Source organism: Pseudomonas sp. B40(2017) (assembly GCF_002112855.1).
GTDB lineage: Bacteria > Pseudomonadota > Gammaproteobacteria > Pseudomonadales > Pseudomonadaceae > Aquipseudomonas > Aquipseudomonas pharyngis.
Genome location: NZ_NEIT01000012.1, coordinates 60224 through 75928 on the forward strand (window position 1 = coordinate 60224; position 15705 = coordinate 75928).

The following is a 15705-nucleotide window of genomic DNA, read 5'->3' on the forward strand; positions in this document are numbered from 1 at the left end:
TTAAAAACGCCTGAAGGACCGGGTGCCAGCGGCTTCCCGAAATCGCTTCAATGTTGCATCGCCCCGTTTGTGCGTGTGCCCCGTTCTTAAAAATCCTTGAGCGGACTATAGCCAGCAGGTGGTACTGCTTGATCCCTCTAAAGTGTGATTTGCAGCTGCCGGCCACTCTGGAACAGTCCTTTCGCCAGTCCGACACATGTCGGCACGGCAAGGATGGCTGAAAATTCGAATTTCACAAGCCAAGCGCTTGCTTGGTGGGTCTGGCGCGCCGTTTTCGGCGCGCCAGCGGACGCTCAAAGCGTCGAGAGGAAGGTGCTGTTGTTGGCCTGCCATTCAGTGATGTCGAGGCGGATGCGCTTCTTGTCGAGCTTGCCGACACTGGTCTTGGGAATTTCAGTAACAAGGGCGATCTGGCTTGGTATCGCCCACTTGCTCAAGTGCCCCAGTTCAACGAATGGCTTGAGGTGTTCCTTGAGCTCGCGTGCCCCGATGGCATGCCCTTCGCGGACCACCAGCAAGGCAAACGGACGCTCGCCCCACTGCGGATCGGCGATGCCCACCACTGCTACTTCACGTACCGCGAAGTGACGACTGATCAGGTCTTCGAGGTCCAGCGAGGAGATCCATTCGCCGCCGGTCTTGATCACGTCCTTGATCCGGTCGCGGATGTCGATCACACCCATGGCGTCGAGCGTCGCCACGTCGCCGGTGTGCAGCCAGCCGCCGGCCCACAGCTCGGCACCCTTCTGCGGTTCGTTGAAATAGCCTTCGGTCAGCCACGGTGCGCGCAGCACCAGTTCGCCCTGGGTCTCGCCGTCGGCCGGGAGGAAATTGCCTTCGGTATCGACGATCGCCGCTTCGACCAATGGCCCCGGCACGCCGGCCTTGATCCGATAGGTGGTGCGCTCGTCTTCGGTGCCCGCCATCAACTCATCGTTCAGATGCGCGCATGAAACCAGAGGCCCGGTTTCCGACATGCCGTAAGCAGCCGTCAGCTGAATGCCTTTGCTCTTGGCCGTTTCATACAGCGTGCGGTTCAGCGCACTGCCGCCGATGACGATTTTCCAGCCGCCGAAATCGATGCCCTGCGCGCCCTTGGCATTGAGCACCATCTGCAGGATGGTCGGCACACAGTGGGAGAACGTGACCTTTTCCTTGCGCCACAACTCGACCAGGAATTCCGGGTCGTAACGCCCCGGATAAACCTGCTTGAGCCCGAGCATGGTCGCCACATACGGCAGGCCCCACGCATGCACGTGGAACATCGGGGTGATCGGCATGTACACGTCGTTGGTGCCCAGCAACCGCACGCTGTCGATGGCGCCCATGATGGTCGACACACCCATGGTGTGCAGCACCAGTTGCCGATGGGTGAAATACACGCCCTTCGGATTGCCGGTGGTGCCCGTGGTGTAGAACGTGGTGGCGACCGAGTTTTCGTCAAAATCCTGGAAGTCGTACTGCGGACTCGCGGCCGCCAGCAGTTGCTCGTACTCGCCGACCAGATTCGGCAGATCTGCGGCTTTATCCGGCAGATCGGTCAGCAGCAGGGTTTTCTCCACCGTGGTCAGGTGTGGCGCAATAGCCTGGTACAGCCCGACGAACTCGCTGTTGACCAGCACGAAGCGGTCCTCGGCGTGGTTCATGGTGTAGAGGATCTGTTCCGGCGACAGGCGCACGTTGATGGTGTGGATCACCGCGCCGATCATCGGAATCGCAAACATGCACTCCAGGTATCGATGGCTGTCCCAGTCCATCACCGCCACGGTGTCACCGGCCTTGACCCCGGCCGCCGTCAGTACGTTGGCCAGCCGCGCGACCCGCTCGATCAGGGTCGGGTAGCTGTAGCGCAGCTGGTCACGGTAGATGATCTCGCGGGTTTTCTCGTAACGGGCGCCCGACATCAGCAGCCGTTTGATCAGCAGTGGATACTGGTACGCCCCTTCGGCGGGCGGAATGACGCGAGTCTGCAACATAAGAATCCCTTTTCTGACTGCACGGTGTTGGCTTTGGAGTTTCGTACTCTAGAACCGTTATACGTCAGCCAAATCAGCCAAAGGAATGATTTGCAGAGCCGTACAAATGCTAGCTTTGCGCCAGCATTTGCCGAAACAGGTGACAGCGCAGAAGGATCAATGCATCTCGGTGAACGCGAGTTTCACGCCGATGGCGATCAGCACCGCGCCCATGGTGCGGTCGAACCAGTGGCCCATGCGGGCGAAACCGGCGCGCACGCGCTGCTGGCTGAACAACATGGCCACCAGGCAGAACCAGGTGGCGGTCGCAACGGCGAGATAAATGCCGTAACCGGCCTGGACTGTCAGCGGGGTGTGCGGGTTGATCACCACGGTGAACAGCGACAGGAAGAACAGCGTGGCTTTCGGGTTCAGGCCGTTGGTCACGAAACCCGAAGTGAACGCGCCACGGGCGGTGCGCTCGCCGGCCTCTTTGTGCAGATCATCGCTCACGGTTTTCGCCGGTTGCGCGCGCAGGGCCTTGAAGCCGATGTACAGCAGGTACGCGGCGGCTGCCCATTTCAAGGCGTTGAACAGCACGATCGATTGAGAAACGATCAGGCCGATCCCCAGCAGCGAATAACCCACGTGCAGGAAAATCGCCGTGCCCACGCCCAACGCGGTCCAGGTCCCGGCGCGTCGACCATGGGTCACGCTTTCGCGCACCACCACGGCGAAATCAGGACCGGGGCTGGCAACGGCCAACAGGTGGATCAGGGCAACGGTCAAGAATTCGGTCCAGTACATGGGGGCTCCTTTGAAGTCATTACATTCCTGTGGGAGCGAGCCTGCTCGCGAAAAGGGAGTGTCAGCCGCCTCATTATTGCCTGACACGACGCCTCGCGAGCAGGCTCGCTCCCACAGGTGTTTCATCTGGTAGGCTCGGCAGATTACGCCTTCCCTTCAAAGCACGACAGGTACAGTTGATGACGAACGCCCACCGCGCCGTATTCCTCGATCACCCTTCGCTGGATCTTGGCGATCTCGATCTGAGCCCTTTGCGTGACTGCTTCAGCGATCTGCAACTGTTCGCCCAGACGTTGCCTGCGCAGGTAGCCGAGCGCCTGCAAGGTGCAACCGTGGCGATCAGCAACAAAGTGCTGATCGATGCTGCCGCCATGGCCGCCAACCCACAACTGAAACTGATCCTGATCACCGCGACCGGCACCAACAACGTCGATCTGGCCGCCGCCCGCGCCCACGGCATCACCGTGTGCAACTGCCAGGGCTACGGCACCCCATCGGTGGCGCAGCACACGATCATGCTCCTGCTCAACCTCGCCACGCGCCTGGCCGATTATCAAAAAGCCGTCGGCGAAGGCCGCTGGCAGCAGGCGAAACAGTTCTGCCTGCTGGATTACCCGATCGTCGAGCTGGAAGGCAAAACCCTCGGCCTGCTTGGACACGGCGAACTCGGCGGCGCGGTCGCGCGTCTGGCCGAAGCCTTCGGCATGCGTGTGTTGCTGGGGCAGATTCCGGGGCGACCGACCCGTCCGGATCGTCTGCCGCTTGAGCAATTGCTGCCACAGATCGACGCTCTCACCCTGCACTGCCCGCTCAATGAGCACACCCGGCACTTCATCGGCGCCCGCGAACTCGCTTCGATGAAACCCGGCGCTTTCGTGGTCAACACCGCCCGTGGTGGACTGATCGACGAACAGGCCCTGGCCGATGCCCTGCGCAGCGGTCATCTGGGCGGCGCGGCCACCGATGTGCTGAGCGTCGAGCCGCCGAGCCAAGGCAATCCGCTGCTGGCAGCCGACATCCCGCGCCTGATCGTTACCCCGCACAACGCCTGGGGCAGCCGCGAAGCGCGGCAGCGAATCGTCGGCCAACTGGTGGAAAACACCCAGGCGTTCTACAGCGGTAAGGCGCTGCGGGTCGTCAGTTGATAAACTGCGGCACTTTTTTTCACAGGAGCAGTTATGGATCCGCGCAGTGAAGTACTGCTTCGTCAGGCCGAGTTATTCCAGGGTTCAGTGTTGCTGGCCGGTTTGCCTGCCGATGATCTTTTGGGGCGCCTGCCCGAGGCGTTTGGCTGGTGCTGGCACGCCGGCGACCAGGCTGCACTCGATGCGCGCTTCGAAGGGCGCAGCCATTTTGGCGTGAACGTGCCGGAGCGCTCGTTCGACACGGCGGTGGTGTTCCTGCCCAAGGCCAAGGACCTGACCGATTACATCCTCAATGCCGTGGCTTCACGCCTGGCCGGGCGCGAGGTGTATCTGGTCGGGGAAAAACGCAGCGGTATCGAAGGCGCCTCCAAACAGCTCAACCCGTTCGGCAAGCCGCGCAAGCTCGACAGCGCGCGCCATTGCCAATTGTGGCAAGTGACGGTGGCCAACGCTCCCGAAGCCAAACCGCTGGAAAGCCTGGCGCAGACCTACGAACTGCCGCTGGCCGAAGGTCCGTTGAAAGTCATCAGCCTGCCGGGCGTATTCAGCCACGGCCGACTGGATCGCGGCAGCGCCCTGCTGCTGGAACATCTGGACAAACTGCCGAGCGGCCATCTGCTGGACTTCGGTTGCGGCGCCGGCGTGCTGGGTGCGGCGGTCAAGCGTCGTTACCCGCACAATCAGGTCACCTTGCTCGACGTTGATGCCTTCGCTGCCGCCAGCAGCCGGTTGACCCTGGCGGCCAACGGTCTGGAAGCCGAAGTGCTGACCGGTGACGGGATCGATGCCGCACCGATGGGCTTGAACGCGATCTTGAGCAACCCGCCGTTCCATGTCGGTGTGCATACCGACTATTTCGCTACCGAAAACTTGCTACGAAAAGCGGCCAAACATCTAAAAAACGGCGGCGAACTTCGTTTGGTTGCCAACAGTTTCCTGAAATATCAACCGCTGATCGAAGAGCATCTCGGGGTGTGTGCGATCAAGGCCGAAGGCAATGGATTCCGGATTTACCGGGCCAAGCGCGGCTGAAAATTTGTTCTTGCTCTATCGGATTCGCGAAGGCAGAATCCGCTCCGTCCTAGGGGAGTAGTCTCCCACGAGCGCCAAGCTCGTCCGGCATACGTCAACATACTTGATCCTCAGATCATGGCGTATGCGACTCAAGCGTCCGCAGCAGACGGATCGCAGGGTTTGACAAGACCTATGACACGCACACCTTACCCGGGGCGGGAAGGCTGTACGTGTCATAGCCGTGTCGACCCGCCCCTTAGGAAATCCTGATGCTGGACTCGTTACTCGTTCCCACCGCAATCGTTGCCTTGGCCGAAATCGGCGACAAGACGCAACTGCTCGCGCTGATTCTCGCCGCTCGCTTCCGCAAACCCTGGCCGATCATCGCCGGTATCGTGGCTGCGACCCTGGCCAACCACGCGGCAGCGGGTGCGGTCGGCGCCTGGTTCGGCAGCTTCTTCTCCGATTCGGTCCTGCACTGGATTCTTGCCGCGAGCTTCGCCGCCACCGCCCTCTGGACGTTGGTGCCGGACAAGATGGATGACGATGAAGCCAGCACCGCCCGCAAGTTCGGGCCATTCCTGACCACGCTGATTGCGTTCTTTCTTGCGGAAATCGGCGACAAGACCCAGATCGCTACCGTGATGCTGGCGGCGCAATACCCGGAGCTGTGGCTGGTGATTATTGGCACCACGGCGGGCATGCTGATCGCGAACGTGCCGGTGGTACTGGCGGGTAATTTTGCGGCAGAGAAACTGCCACTGACCCTGATCCGTCGACTGGCCGCCTCGGCGTTCCTGATCCTGGCGATCGTCGCGGTGTACAAGGCGATGCAGAGCAGCGGCTGGGTTTGATCCGGCAGATCGCTCCCGCACCGAGTGCGGGAGCGATCATGGCTTCAGGACTTGGGCGCTTTCTCGTAAAGCGGCATGACCTTCGGAATCGCCGCCTGCAACGCAGCCGTGCGGCTGCTGGAAGACGGGTGAGTGCTCATGAACTCCGGCGGCGCGCCTTCAGAGGCCTTGCTCATCTTGTCCCACAAAGTGATGGCGGCGTTCGGGTTGTACCCGGCACGCGCGGCGAGTTCCAGACCGATCAGGTCGGCCTCGTTTTCGTTGGCGCGGCTGTTGGGCAGCGTCATGCCGTAGTTGGCCACGGTGTCGGCCAGCGCCAGGCTGTCCTGACCCAGGCCGAGCAACGCACCGGCGCCCTGCTTGGCCATTTCGATGCCATAGGCCTTGGACATCGCTTCCCGACCGTGCTCGCGCAAGGCGTGGGCGATTTCATGGCCCATGACTGCGGCGATTTCATCGTCGGTGAGTTTCAGGCTGTCGATCAGCCCGGTGTAGAAAATGATCTTGCCGCCAGGCCCGCAGTTGGCGTTGAGCTCGTCGCTCTTGATCAGATTCACTTCCCATTTCCACTGCGCCGCATCCGGACGGAAGTTCGGTGCCTGAGCGATCAAGCGGTTGGCAATCGCCTGAACACGCTTGGCATCGTTGCTGGTCTTGTCCAGCACGCCTTTGCTGGACGCTTCGCCCACGGTCTTCTGATAGGACTGGGCATACATCTGGTCGACCTCTTGCGAGGACAGCATGCTGAACATGTACTGCTTGCGTTCCACGCCCACGGCACCGCCGCTGGTGGTGTTGACCGACTGACAACCGGCCAGCAACAGCGCTGCGCCCAGTGCACTTACAACCAATGTCTTGTTCATTCAAAAGCTCCCTGAAAACCTGTCGCGTATCCTAGGCGGGTAATTGTATCGGCGCCAGATACAACGGACGTGATGCACCTGTTTTCATAACACGCCCGCCAGCCCTGCAGGAAAAGATTCACATCCGCCGCCAATCCCTCTGTTACAGCGTCGCGCACTGATCCATTTGCGACATCCGCCCTCAATTGATCCCTCTTCACCTCATGGCGCAATAGTGGCTGCCGATACAGGAGCGCAGACGTCCTCTCGCGTGCGGAGCTCCCATGAAGTTCAAGTCGATCCAGTTTTCCGTGGCCGCCCTGGCCGGCGCCATCGTACTCAGCGTGGTCGCCGCGCTGGTGCTGTATGCGCTGTTCTCCGGTGCCCGCACCCAGGAAATGGTCCAGCAACGGACCCAGGCCCAGTTCGAACAAGTCATCGAACAGCGCCTGACGTCGCTGGCGCAGACTCAGGTCAGCCAGATCCAGCGCGAACTGGAAGCGCCGCTGTTGATAGCCGGCGGACTGGTGCGGGTCAACGCCCTGCTCGGCACACCGGGCACCGACGGCCAGCCACGCCTGACCGTCAGCCGTGAGCAACTGATCAGCCTGATCAAGGAAAACGTCGAGAAGAATCCGAAGATTCTCGGCACTTACATCGGCTGGGAAAAAAACGCACTGGATCATAATGACGCGGCCTACGTCGGCACTCAGGTTGTCGGCATCGACCCTGGCAACGGCCGCTTCCTGCCGTGGTGGTTTCGCAATGACGACGGCACCCTGGGCCTGGACAAACTGGTGGACGTCGACGACCAGAAAGTCCTGTCCACCGGCGTGCGCGCCAGCGAGTACTACCTGTGCTCGAAAGAAACCAGGAAATCCTGCGTGATCGATCCGGCCCCGTACAAGGTCGGCGACAAGATCGTCATGCTCGCCTCCTTTATCGAACCGATCATGCTCAACGGCGCCTTCCAGGGCATCGTCGGCGCCGACCTGTCGGTGAACTTCATCCAGGAAATGCTCCTGAGCGCCAACCAGAAACTGTACAGCGGCGCCGGGCAAATGGCCCTGATCGGCGGCAACGGCCGGATCGTCGCCTACACCAAGGACCCGAGCAAATTCGGCGAGAAGGTCAGCGACATCCTCGACGCCCAGCAGATTGCCAACATGGCCAATCTCAAGCGCGGCGAAGTGACGTACACCGTCAATAAAGAGCAAGGCCGGATCGAGTTGTACCTGCCGTTCGGCATCGGCCAGACCGACGCACGCTGGACGCTGATGCTGCAACTGCCGCTCGACGCGGTGATGGCCGACCTGCAAAAGCTCCAAGGCGACCTCGACGCCCAGCGCAAATCCGACACCTTCGGCATGGCCATGGTCGGCCTGATCATCGCCGGCCTTGGCTTGCTGGTGATCTGGCTGGTGGGCCACGGCATCGCCCGTCCGCTCAAACAGATGGTGACCATGCTCGATGACATCGCCCAGGGCGAAGGCGATCTGACCCGTCGCCTGACCAGTGATCGCAACGACGAACTCGGTTCAATCGCCAAAGGCTTCAATACCTTCCTCGCCAAATTGCAGGGGATGATCACGCAGGTGGTGTCGTCGGTACAGAGCGTCAGCGATTCCTCGGAGCACACGGCGGACATCGCGATCCGCACCAATATCGGCATTCAAAAGCAGATGGCCGAGATTGATCAGGTCGCCACCGCCGTGCAGGAAATGACTGCCACCGCGCAAGACGTGGCGCGTAACGCGACCCAGGCAGCACAAGCGGCCAGCCACGCCGATCAGGCCGCCAGCCAGGGCATGCAGATCGTGCGCGACACCTCCAACTCGATTGGCGTACTGGCCGTGGAAATCGGCAAAGCTGTGGACGTAGTACAGACGCTGGCCAAGGACAGCGAGAACATCAACGCGATCCTTATTGCCATTCGCGGGATCGCCGAGCAGACCAACCTGCTGGCCCTCAACGCGGCGATTGAAGCGGCTCGTGCGGGTGAACAAGGACGCGGTTTTGCGGTAGTGGCCGATGAGGTGCGCAACCTGGCGCAGAAGACCCAGAAGGCCACCGAAGAAATCCAGAGCATGATCCAGCAACTGCAACAGGGCACACGCGATGTGGTGCGGGTCATGGAGGACAGCCAGAACCGCACCGACGAAAGTGTGCAGCACGCGGCGAAGGCAGCCGAAGCACTGGAAACGATTACTCAGGCGGTTTCGGTGATCAACGACATGAACACCCAGATCGCCAGCGCTGCCGAAGAACAGAGCGCGGTGGCCGACGATATCAACCGCAATGTGATCAATATCGGTCAGGTGGCGAACGAAGTGGCGGGTGGTGCGGATGAGTCGAGTTCGGCGAGTGCCGATCTGACCAAACTGGCGGAGCAGCAGCGGCGGTTGATCAACCAGTTCAAGGTTTAAGAGCCACCCCCTCACCCCAGCCCTCTCCCGGAGGGAGAGGGAGCCGACCGAGCAGTCTTGAGCTATCCGTCGACCTGAAAAACCGAGTCGATTATGGATTCAAAGCAAATCGTGCAGGTCAGTACATTACTGAAGCATCCCCCAATCGGTCCCCTCTCCCTCTGGGAGAGGGCTAGGGTGAGGGGCTCTTGATCTGCTGCTAGGCCGGAGTCAGGCACTCCGGCCCGTTGAGCTTCGGATCATTGACCAGGTTCGCCAGCACCCGCTCGCGCAAGGCGGCGGGCTCGCTGGCGAGCAAACCTTGCAGGACATGCAGCGGCGTTTCGGGATCAAGCCACGCCGCCTGCCCCGCCTCATCGAGAATCAGCGGCCGGCGCTGACTGGCCGCCGGCTGGGTGATCACCGCCGTGCTCAGCCACACCTGTTCCTGCACCGGATACGCCTCCCAGATCGCCGCAAAAAACAACGAAGCCCCTTCTCCCGGTGTCAGCCAGTACGGCCGCTTGCGCACGTTGCCGCGCCATTCGTAAAACCCGTTGGCCGGCAGCAGACAACGACGCAAGCGCAGGGCTTCACGGAACATCGGCTGTTCGGCGACAGTTTCGGCCCGAGCGTGGGCCGGGGTGCGCGACAGGTCGGTCAGCCACGGCGGTGTCAGCCCCCAACGGGCACGGGCCAGCGTGCGCTGGCCGTCGGGTTCGGCGCGCAGCATCAACACCGAATCGTTGGGGGAAATGTTCCACTGCGCCTGCTGATCGGCAGGAAAACCTGGCAGGGACGCGAAATCGCGGTTCCAGCGAAACAGGGCATAACGTCCACACATGGGGCAGCACGACTCACAAATAAAACGAACGCCAGCCTAACAGACCAGCGTACCGGGGAAGCTCTCCGGTTCATCGCCGGGCAGCGGCAGCGCGGCATTGTACGCGGTGATCAGCTCGCGGGCGTACTCGGCCTGATCGTTATCGACCGACAGTCCCAACAGGCCGAAGATCGGCAACTCACCGGTGCCCCCGAGCAAGTCCCGCCCCACCAGATGCGCCTCGATGCCTTCGCTGGCCAGCATGCCCTTGAGCATCTCGCCTTCCATCAGGTTTTCCGGCTCGTAGATTCGCTGCATGGCCGTGCCTCACTCGTTTTCGCTGAAGACTTCCAGAAACCAGTCCTCTCCATGGACCTGCAACACAAAGGTGATCGGCCGACAACACACCTGACAGTCTTCAATATAGGTCTGGTCGCCAGCGGAGAGATCCACGGTCGTCTCGACCTCTTCACCACAATACGGACATTCATATACTGCGCTTTCCAGCATCGCGGTCTCCCGGGTGACTTGTGCGTATAATCGCCGGTCTATTTGCAGGGCTATTTTTGTCTGGCTACTTTTTCAGACCGTGCCCCGTTGGTTTTCGATCAAAACCTTTACTTACCCTAGCCGTTTCCAACAAGAGAGCATGATGGGCGAATTCGATGCCATCCGACCTTACGACGACAGCGAAGTACCTGCGGTACTGGCGCGACTGCTCGGCGACAAGGCGTTTCTAGATATCCTCACCCACTTCCGCTTCCCGCGTTTTGCCGGTGCCTTCGGCTGGATGCTCAAACCACTTATAGCCCATCGGCTGCGTCGTGAGTTTGCCGACGTAACCTCCGTGGCCACGTTGCAGGACAAGGTCGAGTTCTACGTCGACCACACCATCGAGCGCGCCACCGACGGCGTGACCTACACCGGTGTCGAGCAATTCAAGTCCGGCAGCGCTTATCTGTTCATCGCCAACCACCGCGACATCGTGATGGACCCGGCCTTCGTCAACTACGCCGTGTACCACGCCGGCCTGCCGACCCCGCGCATCGCGATTGGCGACAACCTGCTGCAAAAGCCGTTCGTCAGCGACCTGATGCGCTTGAACAAGAGCTTCATCGTGCACCGCTCGATCACCGGGCGCCGCGAGAAAATGGCCGCCTATCAACTGCTGTCGGCGTACATCAACCACTCGATCCGCAACGATTGCGCCTCGATCTGGATCGCCCAGGCCGAGGGCCGGGCCAAGGACGGCGATGACCGTACCGAGTCGGCGATTCTCAAGATGTTCCACATGAGTCGCAAGGACGAGCCGTTCGGCGAAGTCATTCAGTCGCTGAACCTGACCCCGGTGTCGATCAGCTACGAATACGACCCGTGCGATCAGGCCAAGGCCCGCGAGCTTTACATCCGCGCCACCACCGGCACCTACAGCAAGGCGCCGGGCGAGGATGACGTCAGCATCGCCAAGGGCATCACCGGCTACAAGGGCCGGGTGCACGTGAACTTCGCCGCGCCGATCACCGAGCTGTACGAGGACACCAAGCAATTGGCGGTCGAGATGGACAAGCAGATTCTCGGCGGCTACCGGTTGTTCCCGGTGCATTACCTGGCATACGCGCAGTGGGCTGACGCCGATCCGCAGTTGAACGTACCGAAGGCTGCCGAAGTGTTCGGTGCCGAGGAACTGGCCAAGGCCCAGGAAGAATGGCAGAACCGTCTGGACGCCTGCCCCGAGGAGCATCGTCCGTATCTGGTGCTGCAATATGCGACGCCGGTGCGCAATCAGTACCGGGTCAAGGCTGGCCTGCCGCTGTAAGCGGTTTTGGCCGGATACAAGAACGGCGCCTTCGGGCGCCGTTCTTCGTTCAAAAGCGGGTACTGATCCACGACACCAGCAGCGCCAGGCCCAGGCAGGCAAAACCGAAGCGATAGAAGAAGCGGTTCATGCGCAGGGTCGCCCAATCGAGCACCGGTTCCTGATCCGGCTGACTCTGACGCTGGGCCGCGATACTGGCCATGGCCCGTTGTTCACGGCGGCGGGTCGCGTGCAGCAGCCAACTGCCGGGAAAGGCCAGCAGCAGGGCCAACAGGTTGATCAGTTTGGCGGGATGGGCGGTAAACAGCGTCATCAAGTGCAGCGACATCACAGACCTCAATCTAAACCGGTATGGCGAGCGCCAGACCGACGACCGCGGCGCGGATTCTACCGGAACCCTCCCCGACTGCCCTACCCTTTGCGACAAATAGCCCCTCAATCGACCGATGGCTGTCCTGTGTCACGGCATCGTCATTTGTTTCAGTCACCCTGCGCGCCTCGAAACCGACACGGAACGCGACATGCTTCACGCTGAAAACCAGGATCGCCTGTACCTCATCTCTCCGTCCGACGAGCAGCAAGCCCTCGTCGGCAGCCTGGCCTTCAATGTTCAGGACCGTCACTGGCTGGTGTATTGCGCCCTCGGCGGGCACCAGCATGCAGACTTGCCCGAGACCGATCTGCTGACCGGCGTCAGCGTCCTCGACTTCTATTCACAAGCCGCCTGAACGAAAAAGCCCGGAGCCATCACTGGCCCCGGGCTTTTTTCGCAGCAACCGAATACTTACTCGGCGAGGACCTGACCCACGGTCGGATCCTTGAACAGACGGGTCAGTGCATCGCTCAGCACATCGCTGACCAGTTTGGTGTTGGTTTCCTGGTTCGGCGCCATGCCGAAACGCTGATCCAGCGAGGCACCGTAACGGCCGCTGTAGCGACGGTTGGCGTTCTGCACGTCGGAGCGGAAGGTGGCGCCGATGGTGGCTTCGGTCACGTACATGCCTTCTTTGGGCGACTGGTACTTCAGCTCGGCCAAAGTCACGGTCAACTGCGGTGCATTGGGCGCGTTGTTGGTCGGGGTGAACCCGAGCAGACGCACGGCGGCTTCAGCCTGGGCCTGCAGCTTCGGCAGGATCTGCTCGCGCTGCACGGTGATGGCGCTGGTTTCCGGGTACAGGCCGCCACGGGTGCCGAGGGTTGGCGACGGACGACCGTCGACCACGCGAACCACGACAGGCTGGCCATGGCCGACCGGTGCCAGCTGAGTGGTCAGCTTCGGTTCCGGGCTCAGTTGTTGCGGGCTGTGGGCGCAGCCAACCAGGGTCAAACTGGTCACAGTGATCAAACCGAACAACAGGCGTTGCAACATGCTCTTCTCTCCAGAATCAGGCACAGACAGGCCGGCAGTATAGCGGTGGGCCACTGTGGGTCACCAGCACTGAAATCTCTGACAAAACCCGCTGCCAGCGGTTCCTGTCACACATTCGTCACCCCCCATACACGTGCGCGTCACGGCCCTTTGCCAATCTTCCTCACAGATCCCTAAAAGGAGCACTGCCATGCGCTATCTGATCTCGTTGTTCGCCCCACGCCCACTGCACCGCAGCTTCGCCCTGCTCGACCGCAACGGCCATTGCCAGGCCTTCAAGCAATGCAGCCTGCAACCGATGGGTGATGGCTGGGTGGAAATCGAGGAAATCCGTCTCAACTGGCTGCATCAGCCACTGCCCGCCAGCGCCCGGGTCGAACAGCAGCGCCCACGCGCACGGGCTCAGGCGATGTTGAGCATCTGACCGGATGCCTAATAAAAGTCATTAAACTCGACCAACTCCGCGCATTTCTTCGATACAATCTCCCCCCGATTATAAGGACGTCTCCTGATCGGGCCCCGCAACAGCGTCAATGCGCTTGCATTGGCATCCAAATCGCCCACAGAGAGCCGCCCACACAGATCGAGTGAAGCTGGCGTGCTTGCTGTTTCCCTGGCAAATCCCGCTTTTCGCGAATCTGCAGAGCTGTCATGACGCTCGGCCACTGAGTTGTTTGCCCCTCCGGGCACGGTGCCAGCCCCGGACAGCCCTTTTTGAGGTTCACGTCTTCAAAAGAGCGTGAAAAAAACGGGTTTTCACAACTTCACAAGAGTGTGGCGAGCAAATGAATAGTTTTGCGTCTGAACATGCACCATTAGCGTCTGAAACAGCCCAACGACACAGGAACGGGAACGCCTCGACTACCGGAGCCTGAAGCCTGTCCGCTACGGATTTGGTTGCACAAACGGATGTCTCGACCATAAGTCGAATTGCCAGCCCCGTGCCGAAATGAGTTCATGGGACTCTTGAAGCCAGGCCGCACGCATCCGTCGAAGTTGCGAAAAATTGCGAAGATTCGGACATGGCACACCTGACCAAGGATACCCGGGGCTCAACTGACCTGCCCTGGACGCCTGGCAGCCATGCCGACAATTTGGTGCTGCAGATTTTGGAGACGCGTTAAATGGCGCATAACGAAGCAGTCGACGTAGTTCTGGTTGGGGCCGGCATCATGAGTGCCACCCTCGCAGTACTGCTCAAGGAACTCGACCCGGCGATCAAGCTGGAAGTCGTCGAGCTGATGGATTCCGGTGCCGCGGAGAGTTCCAACCCATGGAACAACGCCGGTACCGGCCACGCCGGCCTGTGCGAGCTGAACTACACGCCGCAGGCTGCCGACGGCACCGTCGACATCAAAAAGGCCGTGCACATCAACACCCAGTTCGAGGTGTCGAAGCAGTTCTGGTCGTACCTGACCAAGAAAGGCACGTTCGGCTCGTGCAAATCCTTTATCAGCCCGGTGCCGCACCTGAGTTACGTCGAGGGTGAGAAAGGCGTGTCGTTCCTCAAGGAACGTTTCAATACGCTGCGCAAGCACCACGCCTTCGCCGACATGGAATACACCGAAGACAAGGCGAAGATGACCGAGTGGATGCCGCTGATGATGCCGGGTCGTCCAAAAGACCAGGTACTCGCCGCCACCCGCGTGATGAACGGCACCGACGTCAACTTCGGCGCCCTCACCAATCAGTTGCTCAAGCACCTGACCAGCGCACCCGATGCCCAGGTCAAGTACTGCAAGCGCGTGACCGGCCTCAAGCGTAACGCCAACGGCTGGACCGTCAGCATCAAGGACGTCAACAGCGGCAGCAGCCGTGAAGTCGACGCCAAGTTCGTGTTCCTCGGCGCCGGTGGCGCGGCCCTGCCGCTGCTGCAGGCTTCGGGCATCGAAGAAAGCAAAGGCTTCGGCGGCTTCCCGATCAGCGGCCAGTGGCTGCGTTGCGACAACCCGGAGGTGGTCAAGCATCACCAGGCCAAGGTTTACAGCCAGGCCGCCGTGGGTTCGCCACCGATGTCCGTGCCGCACCTGGACACTCGCGTGGTCGACGGCAAGAAATCCCTGCTGTTCGGGCCATACGCCGGTTTCACCACCAAGTTCCTCAAGCACGGCTCCTTCATGGACCTGCCGCTGTCGGTTCGCGCCGGCAACATCGGGCCGATGCTGGCCGTGGCGAAAAACAACATGGACCTGACCAAGTACCTGGTCAGCGAAGTGATGCAGTCGATGGAACAGCGCCTGGAATCCCTGCGTCGTTTCTACCCGGAGGCGAAAGCCGAAGACTGGCGCCTGGAAGTGGCCGGCCAACGGGTGCAGATCATCAAGAAAGACCCGAAAAAAGGCGGCATCCTGCAGTTCGGTACCGAACTGGTGGCTGCGAAGGACGGCTCCCTCGCCGCCCTGCTCGGCGCTTCGCCAGGCGCTTCGGTGACCGTTTCGATCATGCTCGAACTGATCGAGAAGTGCTTCCCGGCCAAGGCCAAGGGTGAATGGGCTGCCAAACTGGCGGAAATCTTCCCGGCCCGTGAAAAGGTCCTGGAAACCGACGCTGCGTTGTATCGCAAGATCAACACGCAGAACAACGTCGCGCTGGAACTGGTTGAAGCCAGCAACGAGACCGAAAGCTACGCCTGATTCGTCTCCATGAAAAACGCCCCGCACTCGGTGAGTGCGGGG

At 60.9% G+C, this 15705-nt stretch carries 16 protein-coding genes, 1 pseudogene and 1 riboswitch; of the genes and pseudogenes, 9 read left to right on the forward strand and 8 right to left on the reverse strand.

The genetic code is table 11. From position 1 onward, the window contains the following. Positions 1 to 293: 293 nt before the first annotated feature. Together CAF76_RS27505 and CAF76_RS27510 are read right to left on the reverse strand one after the other, a co-directional pair. The gene (locus CAF76_RS27505) at positions 294 to 1976 is read right to left on the reverse strand and encodes a fatty acid--CoA ligase (RefSeq protein WP_085649206.1); all 1683 of its coding nucleotides are present in this window, start codon (positions 1974 to 1976) and stop codon (positions 294 to 296) included. Between the two features lie 156 nt (positions 1977 to 2132). Continuing rightward, positions 2133 to 2762 carry a LysE family translocator gene (locus CAF76_RS27510; RefSeq protein WP_064599339.1) on the reverse strand — a complete coding sequence of 210 codons (630 nt, stop codon included), beginning with the start codon at positions 2760 to 2762 and terminating at the stop codon, positions 2133 to 2135. A gap of 179 nt (positions 2763 to 2941) precedes the next feature. On the opposite strand from CAF76_RS27510, the gene CAF76_RS27515 reads away from it, so the two are divergent. The 3 genes from CAF76_RS27515 (at position 2942) to CAF76_RS27525 (ending at position 5775) form a co-directional block, all read left to right on the forward strand. Continuing rightward, on the forward strand, positions 2942 to 3907 hold the full coding sequence (locus CAF76_RS27515; RefSeq protein ID WP_085649207.1) for a 2-hydroxyacid dehydrogenase: 966 nt from the start codon (positions 2942 to 2944) through the stop codon (positions 3905 to 3907). Positions 3908 to 3940: 33 nt separating this feature from the next. After that, entirely contained in the window at positions 3941 to 4939 is a 999-nt protein-coding gene (locus CAF76_RS27520) for a class I SAM-dependent methyltransferase (protein ID WP_064599344.1), read from the forward strand. A 40-nt stretch (positions 4940 to 4979) separates the two neighbouring features. Beyond that, positions 4980 to 5102: riboswitch (yybP-ykoY riboswitch) on the forward strand. An 88-nt stretch (positions 5103 to 5190) separates the two neighbouring features. Next, positions 5191 to 5775, forward strand: coding sequence for a TMEM165/GDT1 family protein (locus CAF76_RS27525; RefSeq protein WP_007956837.1), 585 nt, complete (start codon positions 5191 to 5193; stop codon positions 5773 to 5775). A 44-nt stretch (positions 5776 to 5819) separates the two neighbouring features. Here the strand turns inward: CAF76_RS27525 and CAF76_RS27530 are convergent, their stop codons facing one another. Further along, complete coding sequence (locus tag CAF76_RS27530; RefSeq protein ID WP_085649208.1) at positions 5820 to 6638, reverse strand: M48 family metallopeptidase; 819 nt, start codon at positions 6636 to 6638, stop codon at positions 5820 to 5822. A 1352-nt stretch (positions 6639 to 7990) separates the two neighbouring features. Here CAF76_RS27530 and CAF76_RS29175 point away from each other — a divergent pair. Together CAF76_RS29175 and CAF76_RS29180 are read left to right on the forward strand one after the other, a co-directional pair. Further along, positions 7991 to 8185: pseudogene (locus tag CAF76_RS29175) on the forward strand (HAMP domain-containing protein); the annotation flags it as partial. Positions 8186 to 8299: 114 nt separating this feature from the next. Then, positions 8300 to 9043, forward strand: coding sequence for a methyl-accepting chemotaxis protein (locus CAF76_RS29180; RefSeq protein ID WP_371857322.1), 744 nt, complete (start codon positions 8300 to 8302; stop codon positions 9041 to 9043). A gap of 199 nt (positions 9044 to 9242) precedes the next feature. Here CAF76_RS29180 and CAF76_RS27540 read toward each other — a convergent pair whose 3' ends face one another. The 3 genes from CAF76_RS27540 to CAF76_RS27550 are packed head-to-tail and all read right to left on the reverse strand — an operon-like array spanning position 9243 to position 10355. After that, positions 9243 to 9866 carry an SOS response-associated peptidase gene (locus tag CAF76_RS27540; protein WP_064599348.1) on the reverse strand — a complete coding sequence of 208 codons (624 nt, stop codon included), beginning with the start codon at positions 9864 to 9866 and terminating at the stop codon, positions 9243 to 9245. Between the two features lie 36 nt (positions 9867 to 9902). Beyond that, positions 9903 to 10163: a putative signal transducing protein gene (locus tag CAF76_RS27545; RefSeq protein ID WP_025109321.1), complete on the reverse strand. Its 261-nt coding sequence runs from the start codon at positions 10161 to 10163 to the stop codon at positions 9903 to 9905. Between the two features lie 9 nt (positions 10164 to 10172). Continuing rightward, complete coding sequence (locus CAF76_RS27550) at positions 10173 to 10355, reverse strand: CPXCG motif-containing cysteine-rich protein (protein WP_011335896.1); 183 nt, start codon at positions 10353 to 10355, stop codon at positions 10173 to 10175. Positions 10356 to 10497: 142 nt separating this feature from the next. Between CAF76_RS27550 and CAF76_RS27555 the strand changes: the two genes are divergently transcribed. Further along, positions 10498 to 11661, forward strand: coding sequence for a 1-acyl-sn-glycerol-3-phosphate acyltransferase (locus CAF76_RS27555; RefSeq protein ID WP_178076209.1), 1164 nt, complete (start codon positions 10498 to 10500; stop codon positions 11659 to 11661). Positions 11662 to 11710: 49 nt separating this feature from the next. On the opposite strand, the gene CAF76_RS27560 is transcribed toward CAF76_RS27555, so the two are convergent. Further along, on the reverse strand, positions 11711 to 11989 hold the full coding sequence (locus CAF76_RS27560; RefSeq protein WP_011335898.1) for a hypothetical protein: 279 nt from the start codon (positions 11987 to 11989) through the stop codon (positions 11711 to 11713). Positions 11990 to 12182: 193 nt separating this feature from the next. Between CAF76_RS27560 and CAF76_RS27565 the strand changes: the two genes are divergently transcribed. After that, positions 12183 to 12389 (forward strand): hypothetical protein, encoded by a 207-nt coding sequence (locus CAF76_RS27565; RefSeq protein WP_085613384.1) that lies wholly within the window; start codon positions 12183 to 12185, stop codon positions 12387 to 12389. Positions 12390 to 12445: 56 nt separating this feature from the next. Here CAF76_RS27565 and CAF76_RS27570 read toward each other — a convergent pair whose 3' ends face one another. Beyond that, entirely contained in the window at positions 12446 to 13030 is a 585-nt protein-coding gene (locus CAF76_RS27570; protein ID WP_007951676.1) for a YajG family lipoprotein, read from the reverse strand. A 190-nt stretch (positions 13031 to 13220) separates the two neighbouring features. Here CAF76_RS27570 and CAF76_RS27575 point away from each other — a divergent pair, with 190 nt between their 5' ends. Together CAF76_RS27575 and mqo are read left to right on the forward strand one after the other, a co-directional pair. After that, on the forward strand, positions 13221 to 13454 hold the full coding sequence (locus tag CAF76_RS27575; protein WP_039766297.1) for a hypothetical protein: 234 nt from the start codon (positions 13221 to 13223) through the stop codon (positions 13452 to 13454). Positions 13455 to 14154: 700 nt separating this feature from the next. Then, complete coding sequence (gene mqo / locus CAF76_RS27580; RefSeq protein ID WP_085649211.1) at positions 14155 to 15663, forward strand: malate dehydrogenase (quinone); 1509 nt, start codon at positions 14155 to 14157, stop codon at positions 15661 to 15663. The last annotated feature ends 42 nt before the right edge of the window (positions 15664 to 15705 follow it).

Bases quoted from the DNA above. Each gene is read 5' to 3' on its own strand.
- CAF76_RS27505 (WP_085649206.1), bottom strand. From the start codon at position 1,976: ATGTTGCAGACTCGCGTCATTCCGCCCGCCGAAGGGGCGTACCAGTAT.
- CAF76_RS27510 (WP_064599339.1), bottom strand. From the start codon at position 2,762: ATGTACTGGACCGAATTCTTGACCGTTGCCCTGATCCACCTGTTGGCC.
- CAF76_RS27515 (WP_085649207.1), top strand. From the start codon at position 2,942: ATGACGAACGCCCACCGCGCCGTATTCCTCGATCACCCTTCGCTGGAT.
- CAF76_RS27520 (WP_064599344.1), top strand. From the start codon at position 3,941: ATGGATCCGCGCAGTGAAGTACTGCTTCGTCAGGCCGAGTTATTCCAG.
- CAF76_RS27525 (WP_007956837.1), top strand. From the start codon at position 5,191: ATGCTGGACTCGTTACTCGTTCCCACCGCAATCGTTGCCTTGGCCGAA.
- CAF76_RS27530 (WP_085649208.1), bottom strand. From the start codon at position 6,638: ATGAACAAGACATTGGTTGTAAGTGCACTGGGCGCAGCGCTGTTGCTG.
- CAF76_RS29180 (WP_371857322.1), top strand. From the start codon at position 8,300: ATGGCCGAGATTGATCAGGTCGCCACCGCCGTGCAGGAAATGACTGCC.
- CAF76_RS27540 (WP_064599348.1), bottom strand. From the start codon at position 9,866: ATGTGTGGACGTTATGCCCTGTTTCGCTGGAACCGCGATTTCGCGTCC.
- CAF76_RS27545 (WP_025109321.1), bottom strand. From the start codon at position 10,163: ATGCAGCGAATCTACGAGCCGGAAAACCTGATGGAAGGCGAGATGCTC.
- CAF76_RS27550 (WP_011335896.1), bottom strand. From the start codon at position 10,355: ATGCTGGAAAGCGCAGTATATGAATGTCCGTATTGTGGTGAAGAGGTC.
- CAF76_RS27555 (WP_178076209.1), top strand. From the start codon at position 10,498: ATGGGCGAATTCGATGCCATCCGACCTTACGACGACAGCGAAGTACCT.
- CAF76_RS27560 (WP_011335898.1), bottom strand. From the start codon at position 11,989: ATGTCGCTGCACTTGATGACGCTGTTTACCGCCCATCCCGCCAAACTG.
- CAF76_RS27565 (WP_085613384.1), top strand. From the start codon at position 12,183: ATGCTTCACGCTGAAAACCAGGATCGCCTGTACCTCATCTCTCCGTCC.
- CAF76_RS27570 (WP_007951676.1), bottom strand. From the start codon at position 13,030: ATGTTGCAACGCCTGTTGTTCGGTTTGATCACTGTGACCAGTTTGACC.
- CAF76_RS27575 (WP_039766297.1), top strand. From the start codon at position 13,221: ATGCGCTATCTGATCTCGTTGTTCGCCCCACGCCCACTGCACCGCAGC.
- mqo (WP_085649211.1), top strand. From the start codon at position 14,155: ATGGCGCATAACGAAGCAGTCGACGTAGTTCTGGTTGGGGCCGGCATC.